The 22150-nt window shown below is 39.5% G+C and carries 22 protein-coding genes; 18 read left to right on the forward strand and 4 right to left on the reverse strand.

Annotated features, from left to right (window positions below; all coding sequences use genetic code 11):
• Positions 1 to 51 precede the first annotated feature (51 nt).
• Both CL667_01515 and CL667_01520 read right to left on the reverse strand, forming a co-directional pair.
• Positions 52 to 1713, reverse strand: a complete 1662-nt coding sequence (locus CL667_01515) for a hypothetical protein (GenBank protein MAL16361.1) — start codon at positions 1711 to 1713, stop codon at positions 52 to 54.
• Positions 1714 to 2487 (reverse strand): hypothetical protein, encoded by a 774-nt coding sequence (locus CL667_01520; protein MAL16362.1) that lies wholly within the window; start codon positions 2485 to 2487, stop codon positions 1714 to 1716. It lies immediately after the preceding gene.
• 518 nt (positions 2488 to 3005) lie between these two features.
• Between CL667_01520 and trpE the strand changes: the two genes are divergently transcribed.
• The 14 genes from trpE to CL667_01590 all read left to right on the forward strand — a co-directional run bounded on the left by trpE (position 3006) and on the right by CL667_01590 (position 17306).
• The gene (gene trpE / locus CL667_01525; protein MAL16363.1) at positions 3006 to 4466 is read left to right on the forward strand and encodes an anthranilate synthase component I; all 1461 of its coding nucleotides are present in this window, start codon (positions 3006 to 3008) and stop codon (positions 4464 to 4466) included.
• The gene (gene trpS, locus CL667_01530) at positions 4463 to 5455 is read left to right on the forward strand and encodes a tryptophan--tRNA ligase (GenBank protein MAL16364.1); all 993 of its coding nucleotides are present in this window, start codon (positions 4463 to 4465) and stop codon (positions 5453 to 5455) included. Before trpE ends, trpS begins: the two co-directional genes overlap by 4 nt.
• Positions 5452 to 6015: an anthranilate/aminodeoxychorismate synthase component II gene (locus CL667_01535; GenBank protein ID MAL16365.1), complete on the forward strand. Its 564-nt coding sequence runs from the start codon at positions 5452 to 5454 to the stop codon at positions 6013 to 6015. Before trpS ends, CL667_01535 begins: the two co-directional genes overlap by 4 nt.
• Entirely contained in the window at positions 6015 to 7055 is a 1041-nt protein-coding gene (gene trpD / locus CL667_01540) for an anthranilate phosphoribosyltransferase (protein ID MAL16366.1), read from the forward strand. Before CL667_01535 ends, trpD begins: the two co-directional genes overlap by 1 nt.
• Positions 7055 to 7873 carry a hypothetical protein gene (locus CL667_01545; protein MAL16367.1) on the forward strand — a complete coding sequence of 273 codons (819 nt, stop codon included), beginning with the start codon at positions 7055 to 7057 and terminating at the stop codon, positions 7871 to 7873. Before trpD ends, CL667_01545 begins: the two co-directional genes overlap by 1 nt.
• Positions 7866 to 8519: a phosphoribosylanthranilate isomerase gene (locus tag CL667_01550; GenBank protein ID MAL16368.1), complete on the forward strand. Its 654-nt coding sequence runs from the start codon at positions 7866 to 7868 to the stop codon at positions 8517 to 8519. The genes CL667_01545 and CL667_01550 overlap by 8 nt, the downstream gene beginning before the upstream one ends.
• A gap of 15 nt (positions 8520 to 8534) precedes the next feature.
• Positions 8535 to 9740 carry a tryptophan synthase subunit beta gene (gene trpB / locus CL667_01555; GenBank protein ID MAL16369.1) on the forward strand — a complete coding sequence of 402 codons (1206 nt, stop codon included), beginning with the start codon at positions 8535 to 8537 and terminating at the stop codon, positions 9738 to 9740.
• Positions 9741 to 9748: 8 nt separating this feature from the next.
• Positions 9749 to 10546: a tryptophan synthase subunit alpha gene (locus CL667_01560; GenBank protein ID MAL16370.1), complete on the forward strand. Its 798-nt coding sequence runs from the start codon at positions 9749 to 9751 to the stop codon at positions 10544 to 10546.
• 9 nt (positions 10547 to 10555) lie between these two features.
• Entirely contained in the window at positions 10556 to 11659 is a 1104-nt protein-coding gene (locus CL667_01565; GenBank protein MAL16371.1) for a DUF4837 domain-containing protein, read from the forward strand.
• Positions 11660 to 11662: 3 nt separating this feature from the next.
• Positions 11663 to 12838 carry an 8-amino-7-oxononanoate synthase gene (gene bioF, locus CL667_01570; GenBank protein ID MAL16372.1) on the forward strand — a complete coding sequence of 392 codons (1176 nt, stop codon included), beginning with the start codon at positions 11663 to 11665 and terminating at the stop codon, positions 12836 to 12838.
• A 671-nt stretch (positions 12839 to 13509) separates the two neighbouring features.
• Positions 13510 to 14319: a hypothetical protein gene (locus tag CL667_01575; protein ID MAL16373.1), complete on the forward strand. Its 810-nt coding sequence runs from the start codon at positions 13510 to 13512 to the stop codon at positions 14317 to 14319.
• Positions 14277 to 14936 carry a dethiobiotin synthase gene (bioD, locus tag CL667_01580; protein MAL16374.1) on the forward strand — a complete coding sequence of 220 codons (660 nt, stop codon included), beginning with the start codon at positions 14277 to 14279 and terminating at the stop codon, positions 14934 to 14936. The genes CL667_01575 and bioD overlap by 43 nt, the downstream gene beginning before the upstream one ends.
• 65 nt (positions 14937 to 15001) lie before the next feature.
• Positions 15002 to 16270 (forward strand): adenosylmethionine--8-amino-7-oxononanoate transaminase, encoded by a 1269-nt coding sequence (gene bioA, locus CL667_01585; protein ID MAL16375.1) that lies wholly within the window; start codon positions 15002 to 15004, stop codon positions 16268 to 16270.
• A 52-nt stretch (positions 16271 to 16322) separates the two neighbouring features.
• Positions 16323 to 17306, forward strand: a complete 984-nt coding sequence (locus CL667_01590; GenBank protein ID MAL16376.1) for an L-glyceraldehyde 3-phosphate reductase — start codon at positions 16323 to 16325, stop codon at positions 17304 to 17306.
• Between the two features lie 142 nt (positions 17307 to 17448).
• On the opposite strand, the gene CL667_01595 is transcribed toward CL667_01590, so the two are convergent.
• The gene (locus tag CL667_01595; protein MAL16377.1) at positions 17449 to 17886 is read right to left on the reverse strand and encodes a hypothetical protein; all 438 of its coding nucleotides are present in this window, start codon (positions 17884 to 17886) and stop codon (positions 17449 to 17451) included.
• Between the two features lie 94 nt (positions 17887 to 17980).
• Positions 17981 to 18460, reverse strand: a complete 480-nt coding sequence (locus tag CL667_01600) for a tRNA-specific adenosine deaminase (protein MAL16378.1) — start codon at positions 18458 to 18460, stop codon at positions 17981 to 17983.
• Between the two features lie 58 nt (positions 18461 to 18518).
• Here CL667_01600 and CL667_01605 point away from each other — a divergent pair, with 58 nt between their 5' ends.
• From CL667_01605 to CL667_01620, 4 genes are all read left to right on the forward strand, one after another.
• Positions 18519 to 19745, forward strand: a complete 1227-nt coding sequence (locus tag CL667_01605; protein MAL16379.1) for a hypothetical protein — start codon at positions 18519 to 18521, stop codon at positions 19743 to 19745.
• Positions 19746 to 19763: 18 nt separating this feature from the next.
• Positions 19764 to 20306 carry an adenine phosphoribosyltransferase gene (locus CL667_01610; GenBank protein MAL16380.1) on the forward strand — a complete coding sequence of 181 codons (543 nt, stop codon included), beginning with the start codon at positions 19764 to 19766 and terminating at the stop codon, positions 20304 to 20306.
• Between the two features lie 95 nt (positions 20307 to 20401).
• Positions 20402 to 20863, forward strand: a complete 462-nt coding sequence (locus CL667_01615) for a hypothetical protein (protein MAL16381.1) — start codon at positions 20402 to 20404, stop codon at positions 20861 to 20863.
• Positions 20860 to 22086 (forward strand): hypothetical protein, encoded by a 1227-nt coding sequence (locus CL667_01620; GenBank protein ID MAL16382.1) that lies wholly within the window; start codon positions 20860 to 20862, stop codon positions 22084 to 22086. The genes CL667_01615 and CL667_01620 overlap by 4 nt, the downstream gene beginning before the upstream one ends.
• The last annotated feature ends 64 nt before the right edge of the window (positions 22087 to 22150 follow it).

Consider the following 22150-nt stretch of genomic DNA (forward strand, 5'->3'; position numbering starts at 1 on the left):
GCAGTGGAAAAAATATGAGAGCTCTATTTTGATATCTGTGTGAAATCTTCATTAATCCACCACCAAAATTTTACCGTTCACTTGCCTGCTTCCGTTTTCAATCACATAGATATAAGGTGCATTAGCTACTTTGCGTCCTTTACCGTCAAGTCCATCCCAAACAGCTTCATAGGTTCCGGGCGGGAAAGAATTATTTTCGACTTCACGAACTAAGTTCATTCCAAAGTCAAAAATTCTGACTTTAACAGTACTTTGATTCTTCACCTCAAACTTAATTCGAACCAATTCGTGAACAGTAGGAGAGAACGGGTTTGGGTAGGCATAGGTATTAACATCCCGTCCCTCATCATGTATATTACCGCCTTTAAGTGGGAAGTTGACGCGAGTGATTTCCCAGTTATCAAAAGTTTGCCCAGCTGTACAACACTGGTGAGAGGCGATTCCATCTTCTGTTGAAATCCAAATTCTATCGTTTGTTGAAGTTGCCGAGTAATACACTGCAGAAGGCTTAATAAAAGTATTTGGGCTTCTTATCTCAGGAGATTTGATCCAGGTATCCCCACCATTGGAAGATATAAAAAGTCCATTCTCGCCTGTAGCGAAAACATATCCATCTTTAAACCCAATATCGTTGATACGTTCGCCAACGAGCATCTGAGTAAATGTTTCACCACCGTCATCTGTATAAACAATCCCTTGTTTTTCGACTCCAGCCTCAATTACACGGTTGGTCATCCAAATTCTATTGGTACTGGGTTCTTCTTTAATTTCAATAACCCAATTCCCAATCAGTCCATCTACAGAACCATCAAACACAATGTGAGACCACCTGATGCTATCTGTTGGGGCAGTCAGAGCGTTGTCCGAAACGTTTACTCCATTTCCGGTTCCAACCCAAACCCGATTTTGGGTATCAATGTAAACCCCAAATACTCTGAGATTGAATAAGAAATCACTTCTTGGATCATATCTGTTAATTTGAACGCTACTTCCTGTTGAGAGGCTAAGGTTCGAGCTCCACAAATAGTCTTCTTCTGGAGTAAGTTCAGAGACATTATCAGGCGGAAGGATGACTCTTTCCCATGTTTGTCCAAAATCTGTGCTTCGCAATAAGCCGCCACTAAAATTTGCTGAGAAAACTACCTCGTCCTTAAAATCAACTTCATAAGGAGGGGACAGCTCTGGGACTGTGAATCGTATTCTATTGTAAGTTACTCCGCCATACGTAAACTGAATGTCACAATCAGGGTCGTAATCATCAAGACTCGAAGGCTGTTCATAATCCGGATCAGAAGAAAAACATTTAGAAGGAGGGTCTGGATCGGTTACATCTGGCTCAAATCTCCATGAATCTCCTCCATCAACAGAAAAATAATAACCAAAAGCTGTTTGTGGAGAACCTTCAGCATCTGAATTTGTATATCCTAACCCAGCCAGCACAGTATCTTGCCCAAGTTCTAAAGAATAAACCCGTCCAACATTGTCCGTTACACTATCAGCACCTTCTGGGCGGAACCATTCAGATGCGTTACCAATATTTCTGTTTAGCTCGGGGCTGATCCAGACGGTGTCACCATAAGCAAGAATGGTACTCACACCGTTAAAACGAATAGTATTGAAGGTTTCTGTATTTTCGCCCAGCGGACCATATACTTGAGCTAGACCCATAAAAGGGATGAGTATAAAAGTAAAAGCAACTAATAATTTTTTCATTTATTCAATAATACTAAATGTGCTTTTTACGGTATCACTTACCAATCCACCTCTGTCAATGGCAAAATATTCCAGATCATAATCCTGTAGTTGATTTGATGAATTGATCTGTAGACCCAGGGTGAAGGTAGAGTCATTGGCTGCGGGGTCACCACCGTTATCTCCATCATCATAAAGCTGAAATGGAGATCCTGAAACCTCACTACCAGTTTGTTGGCTTATTAACCTCATATAAACTCCTTCAATAGTATCCATGCCTTCATCGTCAAATACTTTAGCCTGAAATGCTACTGCTCTGTTACCCTGATTTGGTCGTATTATAGATTCGGGGTTATTTACACTGATAATTGTAGGAGGGACGACGGAAAAACCGGAAATTTTTAACTTCCCTTGTGCATAACTGGTACTTGAATTGTCTCCGGAAATTCTCAGATACACGATGTAATCACTGAAAAAAGTAGTTTTAGTTTCGAAGGGAATGGTTTCCTCATAAAGATTAGCCGTGGAGCTTTCAGTCAAAGTTCGTTGTAAAACCAATTCATCTGTTGATCGGTTGAATACTGAAAGAGTAAGCTGCTCATCATTTCCAAGATTAATAGTGGAAGCCTCAAAAGATACCTGAACGGTAGTGTCTTTAATTCCGTCGTTTGCAGAAGTAAAGTTGACCTCAGAGGGAGTAATCTCAAAATTAACTATAGCGGATGTATCCTGGAAAATTTCGTCCGGACCTGCAGTCTGGTCGCATGCAATAAAACCAAGACTTAAAAATGCCAAAAGAGTACCGTAGATGAATAGGTGCTTCAAAATAATATAGCTGCTAAAAGATTGATCTGTAATGGTAAGGATTCATCATTCTTAAATCCAATACGGTTTCAAACTTATTAAATTGTGGAAGTTGATATTGCATGTACTCTATGATGCCGTTATATTCGTCGCGTTATGAAAAACCAAATCGTTCAACTTAATTCTTGGTGGTGGCCTGTTGTAGAAAATAACAGTGGGTCTCGTATGTGATTGAGCGATAGAGAAAGAATGTAACCAAACCCACTGTTCCGCCGGAATTGTGGGTTTTTTTGTTTATAAAAGTTCGTCATTGGTTATTCGTGAAGTGTTCATCAGTCTTCAAATAACCAGTAATGACTATAATGGTTCCGACGCGGAGCGTACGGAACCAACAGTGAATTTATTGGCTCAGGTTTCTAAAGAAATATGATTTGAGTCGCGTATGGACATCGACTCGATCCTGACGCTCTGCGTCGGTGCAACTATTTTGATTGTTGAAATGAAATTCTATGATTAAAGAACAATTTTTAAAACTAAGTGACGAATATACAGCAGTACCGGTTTACCGAAGATTACTCGCTGATGTACTAACACCCGTCTCTCTATTTATGAATATAAGAGAAGGAGCCGAGTTCCCTTTTCTACTCGAATCGGTAGAGGGAGGGGAACAGCTTGCCCGATATTCTTTTATTGGAAGGAATCCATATCAAAAGCTAGTATTTGACGGGAGGGAAACGAAACTGGAAACTTCATCAAACAAAGAGACCATTGATATAGGCTACTTTGAGAAGCTGAAAGAACTCACTACAGCTTACTCTGAACCAACACTCCCTGAATTACCCAGACTCAAAGGCGGTGCCGTCGGTTTTTCAGCTTATGATACTTTTCGGTTGGTTGAAGACTTGCCTAATGTACCCGATGATGATTTGAATCTTCCCGAAGCGATTTGGGCATTCTACGACGAAATTTTTGCCTTCGACCATGTGAAACACCAAATCGTATTGATTAAAACAGTTTTTGTTGAGGAAGAAGAAGACCTGGATCAGGCATATAAAAAAGCTCAGCGAAGTCTGTATGAAATGGAAGCAGCGGCTCTCAGCTCTAATTATGAAAGCAGACCCTTTACTATTGATACAGATTCACTTACTAGTAATATGAAACAGGATTACTTTGAGAAGATCGTAGAGAAAGGGAAAGAATACATTTATGAAGGGGATATCTTTCAAGTAGTTCTTTCACAGCGGTTTGAAGCTGATATGAGTGGAGACCCTTTTATGCTGTATCGAGCTTTAAGAATGGTTAATCCTTCTCCTTATTTATTTTATTTAGATTTTGAGGATTTCCAACTCGTGGGTTCATCACCGGAAGTCTTGGTTAGAGTTCAAGAGGGAGAGACCCGCGTTTTGCCTATTGCCGGAACACGACCAAGAGGTAAAACGCATCAAGAAGATTTAGCGTTAGAAGAGGATTTGAAAAACGATCCTAAGGAAGTGGCCGAGCATATTATGTTGGTGGATTTAGGACGCAATGATTTATCCCGTGTATGCAAAGCCGGAACCGTTAAAATGGAACGAAATCAGGTTATAGAGAGATATTCACACGTGATGCATATTGTAAGTGACGTAGTTGGTGAACTTCAGGACAATCAAACTTCCGTTGATGCTCTGATGCAATGTTTCCCTGCAGGCACGGTTAGTGGAGCCCCTAAAATCAGAGCCATGGAGATTATTGACGAACTTGAGCCAACTAAGCGTGGCACATATGCTGGTGCAGTCGGTTATTTCGATTTCTCAGGAAATATGGACACCTGTATTGCCATTAGAACCATGGTTGTAACAGGAAACAAAGCCTATATTCAGGCCGGTGCCGGGATTGTAGCCGATAGTAATCCCACCAAAGAATTTGAAGAAACACAAAACAAAGCAGGCGCACTTATTCAGGCGCTTAGCGTAGCTTTAGATATTCAATGAGCGATACTAAAACAATTTTATCCGGAATTCAGCCTTCAGGCAAACTTCATATTGGAAATTATTTCGGAGCCATCCGCCAGCATATTCAAATGCAGGAGAAGGGAGAGGCTTTCTATTTTATAGCCAATTATCATTCACTTACGTCGCTGAATGATGGAAAACAACTTAAACAGAATACCCTTGATGTTACGCTGGATTATCTGGCTTTGGGTCTGGATCCTGAAAAAGCGACGTTTTTTGCTCAGTCTGATGTTCCGCAGGTTACCGAGCTAGCCTGGATACTTGGAACTTTAGCTCCAGTTTCTATGATGGAAAAAGGCGTTTCGTATAAAGACAAGATCGCAGCTGGTCTCAACCCTAACATTGGCTTGTTCACGTATCCAATTCTTCAGGCGGCAGATATCCTGATATACCACTCAGATGTTGTGCCGGTGGGAGAAGATCAAAAACAGAATATTGAGATTACACGTGATTTGGCTGGTAAGTTTAACCATACTTTTGATGGGGAATACCTCAAGCTTCCGGAAGAGCACATAGTGAAGTCGGTTGCCATAGTACCGGGTACCGATGGACGTAAAATGAGTAAGAGCTACAAAAATACCATTAATATTTTTGCGGAAGGAAAGGCCTTAAAGAAACGTGTGATGTCTATTGATACTGACTCTACGCCACTTGAAGATCCCAAAGATCCCGAAACAGATAACGTATTTGCTCTGATCAAGCTTTTTGCTGACAAGGAAACACAGCAAGAGATTGCTAAGAAGTATAAAGCGGGTGGTTATGGCTACGGTCACGCTAAACAAGAACTCTTGGGGATGATTGAAGAATATTTTGGTGAAGCCAGAGAACGCAGAAAAGAATTAGCCAAAGATTTAGATTACGTGCACGATGTTCTCCGGGAAGGTGGTAAGAAAGCTCGTGAAAGAGCTGAAACTGTCATGCAACCGATTAGAGAAGTAACCGGTATTGTGAGGCATTTTAACTTATGATTTTAATAATTGATAACTACGACTCATTTACCTACAACCTGGTCCATCTGGTAGCTGCAGAAACCGATGATTATAAAGTTATCCGAAACGATGCTATGACTTTGGAAGAAGTTAAAGAGCTAAAGCCGTCGAAGATCTTAATTTCACCCGGACCGGGGCGACCTCATGAAGCGGGAATCACTGAAGAGATCATAAGAGAACTAGGTAAAGGGACTCCAATTTTAGGCGTTTGTCTGGGGCATCAGGCCATTGGGGAAGTCTTTGGAGCTAAAGTAGTTCATGCCCCTAAGCTCATGCACGGCAAAGTCTCAAAAGTTTCACATGATGGGAAATTTATATTTGATGGGGCCGAAAAAGATTTTATAGCAACCCGCTACCATTCCCTGATTCTAGACCCCGATACTATTCCAGATGTTCTCGAAATTACCGCTCATTCTGATGATGGAGTAATTCAAGGTGTCAGGCATAAGGAATTCCCCATTCAGGGCATCCAATTTCACCCCGAAAGCATTTTAACCACCGAAGGACCTAAACTCATTTCAAACTGGTTACGACAATAATGGATTTCAAAAGCATATTAAATAAACTTTCTTTCTCTGAAGACCTAAGCCAAATCGAGGCCGAAACAGCTCTGAACCTTATCATGACAGGTGAAGTTTCTGAGGAGCAAATTGCTGCTTTTCTTACAGCTATGCGGCTTAAAGGTGAAACGGTGGAAGAACTCACTGCTTTCGTAAAAGTAATGCGTTCTAAAGCTGTTAAAGTTGATGTAGATATCAAAGGAGCAATTGACTTAGTAGGAACGGGAGGAGATCAGTCAGGTACATTCAATATATCTACAGCATCGTCCTTTATTACGGCTGCAGCTGGAGTTGCAGTTATCAAGCATGGAAACCGCAGTGCATCCAGTAAATGTGGAAGTGCAGATGTTTTGGAGCATTTAGGAGCTTCTATAGAGCTTGGAAAAGAGGGCGTAGAGCAGGTATTTAGTGAAGTTGGGATGGCTTTTATGTTTGCCCCAATGTTTCATCCTGCAATGAAGTATGTAATGCCTACCCGCCGTGAGCTTGGGTTCAGAACGTTCTTTAATATTTTAGGGCCAATGGTAAATCCGGCGGGAGTCCAACGCTATGTTATTGGAGCCTTCAACAAAGAAGTAGCGGAAAAAATGGTGCATATCCTGGCTAATCTGGATACCGATTTTGCCTATACCTTTAACGCTCATGATGGACTCGATGAAGTCAGCCTGACTTCCCAATCTGAAATTTTTGAACTTAAAGACAAGGTTGTTTCAACTTCGATATTGTTTGATCCTGAATCAATTGGCTTTAAAAAAGTAGAAATGGATGCTTTGATGGGCGGTGGGAAAGAAGAAAATGCCGAAATTTTGACCAACATTATGTCTAATAAAGCAACAGAGGCCCAACAAGGCATTGCGTTACTGAATGCTTCTTTTGCAATTCAAGCTTCAGGAAAAGTAAAGAAACTGGAAGAGGCTAAAGAATTAGCCATAGACGCCCTTGAATCCGGTAAAGCTCGCAAGATGCTAAATGATTTTGTAGATGCTACTAATGACGCGATGGGGACGTTTAAGTATTAATGAGTACCATTTTAGACAAAATAGTAGAGCAAACAGCTGAAGACCTTGCCAAAAGTAAGGGAAAGGTATCGTTTAACGATTTTAACTCTTTTGCTGGTTTTGAGAAAGAACCAATATCTTTCAAAAAAGCTCTTTCTGGTAACGAATCAGTTTCCATAATTTCAGAAGTAAAGAAAGCCTCTCCATCAAAAGGAATTATTCGGCCGGATTTTGACCCGGTTGATATCGCTTTGAGATACGAGGAAGGAGGTGCTTCAGCAATCTCTGTTCTAACCGATCAGCCTTTCTTTAAAGGAGACTTAAAATATTTAGAAGCAATTTCTGAACGGGTCAAATTGCCACTCCTCCGAAAAGATTTCATTATCGACCCTTATCAGATGAAAGAGGCAAAAGCTTATGGAGCTGATGCTGCCTTAATAATTGTTGCAATCACTGAAGGGAGTCAGCTTGAAGAACTGCTTCATGCAGCCAGAGAATTTGGGTTAGATGCATTAGTAGAATGTTATGATCAGGATGACTTTGACCGAATAGATTTTGAGTTGATTGACATCCTTGGTGTAAACAATCGAGATTTAAAGACTTTTGAAGTGGATGTCCATCGTGGAATATCCATTTTAAAGCAAGCGCCTGAGGGAACCACATTGGTTTCAGAAAGCGGACTGTCATCGGGTGATGATCTTGCCTTATTGAAGAAGGAAGGTATTCATTCGGCATTAATCGGAGAGTATTTCATGAAACAAAAAGATCCCGGACAAGGCGTAAAAGACCTAATTGAGCAAACTGAAGAAGCATTTTCATTACTGTTGAACAATGAGTAATAATACCGAACGCACCAAAATTAAGATTTGTGGCATCACCAACCTGGAAGACGCACGCTTTGCAGCGGGTGCTTTAGTAGACTACCTCGGGTTTATCTTTTATGAAAAGAGCCCACGTTACATTGAACCCGGAGAGGCAGGAGCTATCATCAACTGGATAGAAGGTCCTGAAAAGGTTGGCGTATTTGTAAATCAGCCCCTCGATGACGTGAATCGTATAGCTAAAGAAACCGGCCTTGATTTCGTACAGCTTCACGGAGATGAATCAGTTGAGTATTGTGAACTTGTGGATAAACCGATCATCAAAGTCATTCATATTGAAGAAGAAACGGTTCCTTATTTGTTGGAACATCAGATTGATAAGTATTCTAAAGTAGCTGAGTTCCTTCTTTTCGATACAAAGATCGAGGGTCTTTGGGGCGGAACAGGGAAATCATTCGACTGGAATATGCTTAATGAAGCAAGTATTGATATTCCTTTCTTCTTGTCAGGAGGATTGAATGCAGAAAATATCAAAGAAGCCACTGAAACTGTTCAGCCTTATGCCATTGATGTTTCAAGCAGTTTAGAGCAAAAACCCGGTCTTAAAGATTTTGAAAAGGTAGAAATCTTTATGGATCAAATGAAGACTATAGAGACTAATTAACTGAGTACCGATATCATGACTACAGAAACAAAAGCTAAAAAATACACTTTCCCTGATGCCAGAGGCTATTATGGAAATTATGGTGGAAAGTTCGTCCCTGAAATTCTCATCCCAGCCATACAGGAACTGGAAAAGGAGTTCAAAAAGGCTAAAGATGATCCTGAATTTCAGAATGAATTCAAGTTACTGCTGGATGAATATGTGGGAAGGCCAACTAAGCTGACTTATGCTAACCGATTAACAGAGCATTACGGAAAAGCCAAAATCTATCTCAAGCGGGAGGATTTATGCCACACCGGAGCTCATAAGATCAATAATGCAATTGGACAAGTTTTACTGGCTCGCCGAATGGGTAAGAAGCGCATCATTGCTGAGACTGGAGCTGGACAGCATGGAGTAGCAACGGCGACAGCCTGCGCTAAGTTTGGCCTTGAATGCATCGTATACATGGGCGAGGAAGATATGGTTCGCCAGAAATTGAATGTTGACCGAATGACGCTTCTCGGAGCTGAAGTCCGTGGAGTAAGCAGTGGCTCAAAAACTCTAAAAGACGCCACAAATGAAGCTATTCGTGACTGGGTAACGAATGTTGATTCCACCTTTTATATCATTGGCTCAGTAGTAGGTCCTCATCCTTATCCAATGATGGTTCGTTATTTCCATGAAGTAATAGGCCGGGAAACCAAGAATCAAATTCATGAATACGAAGGAAGGAATCCTGATTATCTAATTGCTTGTGTAGGTGGAGGATCGAATGCTATCGGGTTTTTCTATCCTTTTATTGATGATGAGGAAGTAAACATCATTGGTGTTGAAGCAGCTGGTTTTGGCGTTGAGTCTGGAAAAACAGCAGCTACTATGAGTAAAGGAACGCCCGGAATTTTACACGGTTCGCTAAGTTACCTTCTTCAAAGTAATGAAGGGCAGATCGAACTCGCTCATTCAATCAGTGCAGGACTTGATTACCCAGGTGTGGGTCCCGAGCATGCTCATTTGAAAGACTTGGGCAGGGTAGAATATAATGCCGTTACTGATACGGAAGCTATGGAAGGAGTAAAGCTCTTATCAAAGCTGGAAGGTATTATTCCGGCACTTGAAACTGCGCATGCTTTCGCCTGGTTAGAAAAACTCATGCCCGAAACATCAAAAGACGAAATTGTTATTCTGAATTGCTCAGGTCGTGGTGACAAAGACATGGGTACTATTTCTGAGAATTTATGATCGATACTATGAATAGAATTCAAAATGTATTTGAAGAAAATGGAAAAGAATCAAAACTCATGAGTTTATTCCTTACAGCAGGCTTTCCAGATCTGGATGCTACTGTGGACCTAATTTTGGGCTTTGAAAAAAACGGAGCTGATATCATCGAGTTGGGGATGCCCTTCAGTGACCCGCTTGCAGACGGTCCAACCATCCAATATTCAAGTGATATTGCCATTAAAAATGGTATCACTATGGATAAGATTTTTGATATGGTAAAGGAAGTCCGAAAGCAATCCGAAATCCCAATTATCCTTATGGGATATATGAACCCGGTATTGCGATATGGAGTCGAGAAGTTCTGCAAGAAAGCCGAAGAAGCTGGTGTAGACGGACTTATCATACCCGACATTCCAATTGAAGAAGGAGGGATTATTGAGCAGCAAGCCAAAGATTCCAAGCTATCTTTAATTTATTTGGTAGCTCCAAATACCATTGATGAACGCATGAAGCAGGCTGATGAAAAGTCAGAAGGATTTGTATATTGTGTTTCAGTTACGGGCGTAACCGGAGCTCGGGATGGAGGCGAAGTTTCTAAATCTGTAAATCGGTTTATACAGCGGGTTAAATCAAATATCACAAAGAATCCGGTTATGGTAGGCTTTGGAATTAAGTCATATGAAGATGCAACCGATATCGCATCAAATGCCGATGGATTTATTGTTGGAAGTGCCTTAATTGATACCATCAAACAACATTACCCGAATAAAGGCTGGCAATCTGAGTTGTTTTCCTTTGTTCATTCATTGAAATTCGGAAATTAATAGTTCAATATGCGATTATCGATAGGTTCATTTTTAATAATTTTCACAGCCTTACTATTTGTGTCTTGTGATGGGGATTATCGTCCATTAGCAGACGGCAACACCCGTGAAGTTGTTGTAGTAATGGATTCAACACAGTGGGAAAGCCAAACTGCTTCTGCAATTCGAGATGTTTTCGGAAAGTGGGTTTTAACCGTACCGAACGGAGAGCCTTTTTACGACCTCAGGTTTACGCAAATTAGATCTGAAGCCCATTTAGAAAGACTCAGAAATCAAAAGAACTTAATTTTTGCTGCTCCTATTAATGAAGAGTCTAACGTAGGAAGACAAATACGCGGGTTCCTTGATGAGCCGGTTGAAGAGCGGGTTAAATCCGGAGAAAGTTTCTCATTTCAAGTTGAAGATCAATGGTACCGAGATCAGTACGTATTGATTTTGAGTTCAACTTCTGATTCTGCTTTAGCACAAAAAATCAGAAATACAGAAAATTCCTTGCTCACTAATATGCTTCAAAAAGAATTAGAAAGGTGGGAATATTTCGTTTACGAGAAAAAAGAACAGTCCTATCTATCTGACTCGTTATGGGCAAACAGGGGTTTCAAAGTTCGATTCCAGCATGACTATATCAAGAATATTGACACACTAAACTTTATTAGTTATCGCCGGTTTTTACCTCAAAACGATCGATGGATGTGGATCTGGTACCAAGACGATGTAAGAGATATTTCCTTTCTCGACGATGATTGGATCATTGCTACACGCGACTCACTTTCTAAACAGTTTATTAAAGGAGCTCGTGATTCCATGTACGTTCAGACTTATGAGAATGAAGATGTAGGTCGTCCTGTTGTTACTGAATCTTTCCAAAAAGGACGATTAATTGCTTACGAAACCCGCGGTACATGGCACATGATTAATGGTTTAATGGGTGGCCCGTTCGTTAATTTCACCTATTATGATCCAGATACAAATAGATTGTTTATGGTCGATTACAATCAGTTTGCTCCAGGTGTGCGGAAGAAATTGCCTTTTGTACGGCAATTCAGAGCTATGGGAAGAACATTCGAGTCTGATTCTACCTGGACTTCCAAAACAAAATCTCCGGCTTCTTAACATTTGAGTGAAAGAACTAACAAACTGAATTTTATTAGCGAAGCTCTGAATCAACGTAGAACTGAGCTTCAGTTTCGGGATCTTGAAACCATACGTCCGGAACTTGAAGGCGCCAGAGTATCAAAATCGGGTCAGACTAAGTTAAATTTTTGCTCCAATGATTATCTCGGATTGGCTAGTCATCCGGAGGTCATAAAAAGAAGCAGAGAATTTACTGCCAAGTTTGGAGCCGGGGCTACGGCTTCCAGACTAGTAAGCGGGAATTATTCTATTCATGAAGAACTGGAAAAGAAGCTGGCAGAGACTTTCGAAGTCGAAGCGGCGCTGCTTTTTAATACAGGTTTCCAGGCAAATGCTACGGTATTAGCTACACTGGCCGACCGCAATTCTTTAGTAATAGCAGATAAGAAAGTTCATAATAGTTTACTGCAGGGAGCAATTCTAAGCAGAGCTGATCTTCAAAGGTTTAATCATAATGACTATGACCATTTAGAGGACTTGCTAAAGAAAGGGCAGGATAAATCATATAATAGAATTTGGGTGGTTTCTGAAACGGTTTTTAGTATGGACGGAGACCGAAGCGATTTAGAGCAACTTATATCCTTAACTGAACAATATAATGCGCTTCTGTTTTCCGACGATGCTCATGCGCTTGGTGTATATGGTGAAAAAGGACTGGGATTTAACTTTCGGAAAAGTGGAATCCATATTTCTTTGGGTACTTTCGGGAAGGCTTTTGGTTCATTTGGCGCTTTTGTAGCCTGTTCAAAAGAAATGAAGGATTATCTGATCAATTTCTGTCCCGGTTTTATTTATACCACAGCCTTGCCGCCAGCAGTAATTGGAGCCCTTGATGCTAGTTTAGAACTCATTCTAACTATGGATAATGAGAGAGCTGAAATACATCGCAATATTGAGCTGTTTAAGAATAGTATTAACGAAATAGGGTTTGAAACAGGTGACACAAATTCGCAAATTATACCCGTCATAATTGGCGATGAAAAAGAAACACTGGCTTTATCTAAAGAATTAGAAAAACAGGGCTTTTTAGCCACAGCAATACGACCACCAACCGTTGAAGTCGGTGCATCCCGGATTCGAATAACAATAACGGCCAAACATCAACAGAAAGACATAAACCAACTGCTAAGTGCCTTCAGAAACTGGAAATCGGCTTGAAACAGAAATAATTGCTTACCATGGCTGGGGATTTAATGCCTCATTTTGGAAGAATTGGGAAGATGTTTTACCCGATAGCGTTGCATTCAAAACAGCTGATAGAGGCTATTATCTAGAAGAGAAGTTACCCCGATTCTCTAATGATGCTACACAGAAGGTGCTCTTCCTGCACTCATTTGGATTGCATTGGTGCCCAAAAGAAAGCATCCAAGAAGCAAATTGCATCATTATTTTTAACGGTTTTAAAGAATTTCATACAGGCATAGGTGTTGATACAAAAAAATCTAAAATGGTGCTAAAAAGGATGATTTCTGAGTTAGAACTACATCCTGATAAAGTGCTTAAAAAGTTTGCAGAAAATGCATTCTATCCAGAGAAGCCAAAGCAATTTCCTGATGGAAGGTATGATAAAGAATTGATGCTCAGTGATTTAAAAAAATTGGACACAAGTGCCTTTGACCTTAATCATCTAGAAAATGGTAAACCTATCATAAGTCTGGACGGTGGGAATGATCACATTTTGTTTCAGAATAGAGGAAAAGGTTTTACCGAATTCACGGAAGGCAATGCGGTTTATCATTTTATAAAAGAAGCAGGTCATTGCTTGCCCGCTACACATTCTCAAGATTGCTGGTCGTTTATCAATGCAATGATTCCTATTTTTCAGCACAATGGAAATTATAGAAAGAAAAGACATCAGTAGTATAGCCCGTAATTTTGGAAATGCTGCTGAGCAGTATCATCAAGAAGCAAAAATTCAGAATAAAGTAGCCGAGGGTTTAATCTCTTCACTATTACCCTGGCGAGATCTCTTACCACCCGGACCAATTTTAGAGGTCGGCTGTGGAACAGGCTTTCTTACTAAGAAACTTATCAAACACTTCCCGGATAAGGAATTTGTGATTTCTGATATAGCTCCTGGTATGTTGAATTTTTGTAAAGCAGAACTGGATAGAGAAGGTTTACTATCAGAAAAGATCGAGTTTAAAGTTTTGGATGCCAACTCTTTCAAAGCTGATGAACCAAAATACAGCATGGTAATCAGCAACTTTGCACCTCAATGGTTTGATGACACCGCTCTGGTACTTGAAGAATTATCCAAATCCATTTTACCCGGTGGGCTTCTGCTATGTTCATTCCCGGGGAATCATACTTTCGAACAGTGGTATGAAAACTGCCTCAAACTCGGCATACCGTACACGGCCAATCCAATGCCTGAGGTAGAAGAGGTGGTGGTAAAACTTTCCATGGGACCTCTGCAAATCGATTATTACGAGAATGATTTATTTGAGGAATTTGATTCAGCCATTTCTTTTTTCCGGCATTTAAAGAGTATCGGAGCATCTGAAAATTTGAAAGGTAATTCGCTCAGTTCAAAACAATTTCGCCTTTTGATCAATCACTGGGATGAACAGTCAGAAGAAAAAATTAAAGTAAAATGGCATGTCGTTTACTTGGCAGCCAAAAAAGATATGGCGTAATGAAAATAAATTTCCCTAAGAAATTCTTTGTTTCTGGCACTGACACTGGAATTGGTAAAACACTCGTTTCGGCAATGCTTATGTCGTCTTTGGATGCTACTTATTGGAAGCCTATACAAGCAGGTCTTGACGAAGAAACGGATACCGAGTTTGTAGAACGGGTCTCTGAGGCTTCTTCAGAAAGAATTATCCCGGAGCGGTATCGGCTACATACTCCAATGTCTCCTCATGGCGCGGCTGATATTGATGATGTCGAGATTTCTTTGACAGACTTTGCTCTTCCTGAATTTAAAACGGATCACCTAATCGTTGAAGGAGCTGGTGGTCTTTGGGTTCCAATTAACTGGGAAGAATCCATACTTGATATGATTACTCATTTGGACCTGCCTGTTTTGCTTGTAGCTCGCAGCGAGCTAGGGACACTCAATCATACTCTATTATCTATAGAGGCTCTTAGAAGACGAAACGTAGAGGTGTTTGGGGTGATTTTGAATGGTGCTCATCACCAAAGCAATAAAGAAACAATCGAGCATTTTGGACAAATTCCGGTTTGGGAGGTTGAGCCATTAGAAGAAGTCAGTCTTCATTCACTTAAAGAAGCTTTTAAAAAATTATAAATGACGGGTTTTGAATGCTGAACGGATCTAAGTAAGCGTTCAAGATTTAAAATCTAAAATTTCATATGCATAAAAATCTCTGGCATCCTTTTACCATACTTAAAGACGCTCCTGATCCTATTAAAGTTAAAAGCGGGAAGGGTTCTTGGCTTACTCTTGAAGATGGACGGGAAGTTATAGACGCAATTTCAAGCTGGTGGGTTAACATTCATGGCCACACTCATCCTGAAGTAGCAGATGCAATTTATGAACAAGCTCAAACCTTAGAGCATGTAATTTTTGCCGGTTTTACTCACGATCCTGCAGAACAGCTGGCTGAGATGTTAGTTGAGAAACTTCCAAAGAACCTGAACCGCGTTTTCTATTCTGACAATGGATCTACAGCTGTTGAAGTAGGAATGAAGCTTGCCTATCAGTTTTGGAGGAATAAAGGTGAAACCCGTAAAACGTTTATCTGCTTTGAAGGCGCTTATCATGGAGATACGTTTGGGGCAATGTCAGCGGGAGAGCGATCTGTTTTTACGGATGTATTCAAGGATCTTCTCTTTGATGTTGAAGTGCTTCCTTTTCCTGAAACCTGGATTGATGACAAGAGCCGGTCTACTAAAGAAGATGAAATTATTGAGAAGCTGGAAGATCTTCTTGCTAAGAACCCTGATAAATACGCCGGTATTTTAATGGAACCTCTTGTTCAGGGAGCCGGAGGAATGCGCATGTGTAGTGAAGAGTTCTTGCAAAAACTACATTGGGTAAACCGCCAGTTTGGGGTGTTACTTATCTTTGATGAAGTTATGACTGGTTTTGGGCGTACCGGGGATTATTTTGCCTGTAAAAGAGCACAAGTTGAACCTGACATCATTTGTTTGTCTAAAGGAATAACAGCCGGATTCATGCCATTGGCTGCTACCGTATGCTCGGATGAAATCTATCAAACCTTCAATTCTTCAGATCCCATAAAAACATTTTGGCATGGTCATAGCTATACGGCTAATCCAATTGGCTGTGCAGCAGGCGTTGCGTCAATGAAAATTCTGGAAAGGGAAGAGGCTTTCAAAAATGTTGAGGAAATTCACAAAACAGAAATTCAAAAGCTGAAAAATCATCCTAAACTCGAGCATTTTAGAATTACTGGTACAATTGCCGCAATGGATATCAAGAATGATGAGGAAGGTGGTTATTTAAATTCAGCGGCTAAAAAGATTAAGGAAGAATGTGTTGATCATGGAGTTTTGCTGCGGCCATTAGGCAATGTTTTATATGTAATGGCACCTTATTGTACTTCGGAAAAAGAATTACAAAAAATTTATTCAGTAATAGCCGAAATAGTAGATTAATTTCAGTATCTAATAGTTAGTAAAACAAACCTGCTAACCTGAAATGTAAAGAATGAGTTTTTCAGAAAATCGTTATAGCCAAATTCCCTATCGCAGATGTGGTGATAGTGGACTAATGCTTCCAATACTGTCATTAGGTTTGTGGCATAATTTTGGAGGTAAAGCAGATCTTGATAATGCCAGAGATATTCTTAGAACGGCTTTTAATCATGGGATAACCCATTTTGACCTTGCCAATAACTATGGGCCGCCTCCGGGCTCAGCTGAAGAAAATTTTGGTAAAATCCTGCATTCTGACTTTAAAGGTTATCGTGATGAGTTGATTATATCTACCAAAGCAGGTTACAGAATGTGGGATGGTCCTTATGGAGAATGGGGATCTCGAAAATATCTTATCTCCAGTATCGACCAGTCTTTAAAAAGAATGAATCTTGATTATGTCGATGTGTTTTATCATCATCGTCCGGATCCTGATACTCCGCTTGAAGAGTCCATGATGGCTCTGGATCAAATTGTACGCTCAGGAAAGGCACTATACGCTGGTATCTCAAACTATGGAGGCGAAAAAACCCGGCAAGCAAAACACATTTTGGCTGAATTAGGAACTCCTTTCATCATACATCAGCCCATGTATAATATGTTTGTGCGCGGACCTGAAGAAGATTTATTTCCCGTACTTAAAGAGGAGGGCATTGGCTGTATTCCATTTTCTCCCTTATCCCAGGGGCTTCTGACAAATAAGTATATTGGAGGAATTCCTGAAAAATCTCGTATTGCTGATCCAGATGGATTCCTGCAGGAAAATGACCTTACCCAAGAAAAGCTTGATAAGATAATAGCTTTAAATGAAGTAGCTGAGAAGAGGGGGCAATCTCTTGCTCAGTTAGCTCTTGTATGGGTTCTCAGAAATGAGGTGGTTACTTCAGCTTTGATTGGGGTAAGTAAAAAAGAGCAGCTATTAGACAATATAGCCGCTCTTGATAATCTTGAATTAACAGAAGAAGAGCAGAATCAAATAGAAAGTATATTAAATTGATATTTAATTATGATAAGTCATTCTGTTTTTTTAAAATCAGACTGATTCAGGGTTTGGGTTTTTGGGGTTCATTTTTTCATTCCCTTTTTTATTTCAACATATAGGTTATTCTATATGTTGAAATAGTAGATAGAGTATTAATTCAGCTTATCCAGTTTTGGTCTATAGCACGTCGTGATAGCCAAATAAGTCCTATTCCAAATAATACAACCATAATAGGCATCACAGCACCACCGGGTCCATACACTTCAATGGAATTACTCATAAAAAGTGAATGATACATCTGCACTAATACTGCAACACACGAGAGTATGAAAAGTGGATGGGCTAATTTCTTTTTTAACAAAAGAAAAAGAGAACCGAATGCACCGCCAAATACAGCCAGTGCAAAGGCTCCTGTTGCCCAGGCTGGTGTGTTTGCTATGATTTCCTGCTGAGCTTCCGGCATACTTGCCATCATTTCGGGACTCATTGTTACCTGCATGATATAGGCAAATACACCCATTAAATTCCAAAGCAGTGCGCCCCATCCTACAATCCAGAACCAGACGGGTATTTTGTTTTTATTCTCTTCAGACATGATTAATCAATTTAGTTTTGGTTAAAGCCCAGCGTGTCTAATTTTGAATAGCTAACCGATTGTAGGAAAAAAATACAACAAAAGTGAATCTGCTTTATCGTTCTCTTTTTTCCTGGAAGAATGCTTTCATGAGATGCTCACAATCAGCTTCCATTACTCCCTGAATAACCGACACTTTATGATTGAGTTTATTATTTGCAACGATATTAAACACACTGCCGCAACCACCGGCTGCAGCATCAGTAGCTCCAAATACAACTGTTCCCAGTTTGCTCCAAACACTTGCGCCTGCACACATAGGGCAGGGTTCAAGCGTTACATAGAGTGTACAATCACTAAGGTATTTTTCATTTAGTGTTTCACATGCAGCCGATATAGCCAGCATCTCAGCATGGGCAGTAGGATCATTTAAGCGTTGAACCTGATTGTAGCCCTTTCCAATTATTTGATTATCCTGAACGACTATGGCACCCACCGGAACTTCACCTTCATCATAAGCCTGTTCAGCGAGCATAAAAGCCCGAGCCATAAATCGCTGATGTTGTTGCCAAACCGGAAGATCAATTTTATTCATAGTACTTGATTGCTATCGATGGTTTTAACTACCTTGGCGCGAACTTAATCCAATATTGATGAAAAAAGTAGAGCAAAGTAGGTTTATATTTCTATTTATTTTGACAATTTCAGTTTTTTGTTTCTTAGTATTTATTCCGTTGAAGGCTCAAAATATACAATTAAGCCTAGTATCTAAACCTGTACAGAGCGATGTTTTTATACCTAACTGGGAGGAGAACAGAGACTTGTTTGGAGTTCTTGCAGCAGGAATAGAAATAAAAACTGAACTTCTTGAATTAAATTTTAAGTCAGATAAAAATGTCGTTAGTACATTCAAAAAAGATTATGGATACTTAGTTCTGGTACCTGTCAATGCAAGTTATCTAGAAGTAAACGGAGAATATATTATACCTGAAAAATATGTATTCAAAAATTTAGGCATAGAACTTCAAAGTGGTAAATCATGGACACTATTCATTGAGGATATGTTTGCGTCAAAAAATAATTTTGATGAAGAGGAAAATAAGAGTGGATTCAATTCTTATTTAAAATTAAATACAAACCAAGATTCACTAGAATTCACTTTGGAAAGAGGAAAAACAAAGGTTAAGAATTGGATTGGCGAGGGTATTTTTCAATTAGAACCTGGTCTTTATGAACTTTATGCTGAAGGCTTAAATCGAAAGACATATAATCAAAAAATTTCTATAAAAAGTAATGATACACTTGCCCTAACAGTTAACCCTGAAAAATACCTTTTAGATTTCTCTAGTGGTACTGGAAAAATGAAAATTTACTCTAAAAAATATTCTGATACAGAATTTGCAATTCGCCATCAAGGGAATCTAGTTGCAAAATGGTTTGATAGAGAAAATGATATTAGATTACCTGTTGGACTGTATAACATTAAAGTTCAATCCTCATCTTACTTAACCTTCAATATGAATGTTTACCTAAATAAAGGAGAAAATAGAAGTATTGAGGTGCCTTCTCTTCAAAATTTTAAATACTCAGATAAGGTTTCTTTAGTTTGGCTTAATCCTTATTCAACAAACGTTCGCACAAACAGTAATCATTTTAAAATACTAGCTTGTTTAGTTTCAGAGGAATTTGATGACAAACAAGTAAAGCTTGACGTTAATGGGAACGAAAGAACAACTAATTTTTATAGACCCATGGGTATTGAAAAATGCAACTATATCATTGAGGAGAACTTAGATCTTTTAGTCGGTGAAAATAAAGTTTATATAAAGTCTGAAGGGAGGGTAATAGGTTCTAAATTAAGTATTTTCAGAACTAACTAGTTACAATAAATTTAAAGGATGAAAAAAGTAGAGCAAAGCATAATAGATTTCATTTCGGAAACTATACGAACCGTACCTGATTTTCCAAAAGAGGGAATTCAGTTTAAAGATATCACAACATTATTACAGGATAAACAGGCGCTCGAACTTACTTCCTATATGCTCGAAAAACCTTTTATAGGTGAACATGTTGATTTTGTGGTTGGGCTGGAGTCACGAGGTTTCTTATTTGGAACTAATCTGGCTCAGGATCTTCATGCCGGCTTTGTGCCCGTACGTAAACCGGGCAAGCTTCCCGCAAAATCAATTTCAGAAACATATGCATTAGAGTATGGTGAAGATAGCATTGAAATGCATGAGGATGCTATTTTTGAAGGAGCTAAAGTAATTATTCATGACGACCTGATTGCAACAGGAGGTTCAGCTGCTGCTGCCTCAAAATTAGTTCAAAGACTTGGCGGTGAAGTAATAGGGTATTCCTTCATTATTGAACTTTCTTTTCTTAATGGCCGCGAAAAACTTATCCCAAATGTTCCGGTTGAAAGTATTCTCATAGAATAGCGGAACATAATCTCAGTTTGTAGATACAATTACTCAAACAACTAACAGTAATTGAGGACACAGATATGAGACCCCAAAGATTAATTCCGATTATTTTGTTGGCTTCAATCGTGATGGCAGGCACGGCTTGCAAAACGTTTGTGGTCAAAAATGTAAACTACGCTCACCAAATTGAATCAGTACTTACTCCTGATGAAAATGGAACAGTGAATGACGTTCGGCACGGAATTTCATTCAACGTTCAGCCATTCCAGAAAAAGGAATTTGGAGAAAATGACAGCACTCTTATTAAAGAAGTGCGCTTGATTAGAAACGAGGAAGGATTCTACTTTATCACTGCTAATCAGTTCAAAAATGTATACGTGATGGAGCCAGAAAGCGGTTCACTAAAACTGGTGAAGAAAATCAAAGTATCTGACACCGGTGTCTCAGAACCTGCCTTTAATATGAGAGATGGAATTGTACAGTTGGTAAAGATTGAAACCAATGAAATTGTAAGCCTGAATGAAAAAGGCATCCAAAAGAATAATAATGACAGTAAGGAGGAACAATCATGAAACGGCTTATAACAACAACTTTTATAGCAGTATTACTGATAATAGGAACCGCAAGTGTATTTGCTCAAACTTCAGATTATCAGATTAAGAACAACTTTGAAGAGCGTTATGCTGAACTAAAGAACTCTATTGAAGAGGCGATGACGGTCAATAGAATTGATAGTCTTAAGGGTGAAATCGAGGATTTTGAATATTACAATGAAGATCACGAGAAGCTCCTTAATAATGCATTATACCCTGATTCTTTTGAGGGTAGTATTGCCGAACTTCACCAAAGGGCCAGAGCTGCAGAGCATAAACTACTGATTATTGAAAATCAGGATGAGAAACTTGCCAGCCTTACTTCAGAACTGAATTCCTATAAGTCTGAAATAGCAAATTTAAACAGCCGGACGGATTCGCTGAGAAATGCGATTGTAGCTTCAGAGCAAAGTGAAAGTAACCTATCTAATCTTGTAGAACGTTACCGTAAGAGTATGGAGGAAAGAGATGAATTTGTTCTCAATATGATTGATTCTCTTTTCATCACTTATAAAGACATGCAGGGCCAGGCATTGGCAGAGTTTTCTGAAGAAAACGGCTCTCGTGCACTTCAACAACAAGATAACCCACTCGAATTGATTCAATCCGTGATAGAGGAAAACATCCAGATTCTTAAATCAAATGATGGATCACTTCAAACGGAAGATTATCTAAGAATGTATGTGGTGCAAAGCCGATTCTCAGAAGTATGGAACCAGATTGGTGATGACTTGACCAGAATTTATGCCGGCGATAAAGCAAACCAGTGGGAGAATAATATTGAAGGAAAACTGCACGATTGGAGAGCCAGTGCTTCTAAAAATATGTGGGCTTCCATGGATACCTACCTAGAAGAGAATAATGTTGATCTTGGTGCTTTCGATAATAATGAAAGTTTCTACAAAGCTATTGATAGCTTTATTAGCAAGGCAACTGATGCGAGCCGTGAGAAAGTCGTAACAGAAGACAACTATAAGGATTTTCAGGCTTTTTATGATTTCTGGAATGGAAAAATTAAAAGTGACTGGGGCCGATTTGTGCAGGAAGGCGAAGTTCTTACCATGACTCAAATTTCAAACATTGATAGCGAAATGATGACATGGAGAGATGAAGCTAAGCCAAAATCATTCTTAATCCCCATTCTCTTTGGCATCAGTTTGTTAACCATAATCGGACTCATCATAGTAATTGCACGAAGATAGATTTACCCCATATACTAACTGTCAAAAGAGGTCGGCTGGAAAGTCGGCCTTTTTTTATTATCCT

This window comes from Balneola sp. (genome assembly GCA_002694685.1).
In the GTDB taxonomy this organism is placed as follows: Bacteria; Bacteroidota; Rhodothermia; order Balneolales; family Balneolaceae; genus Gracilimonas.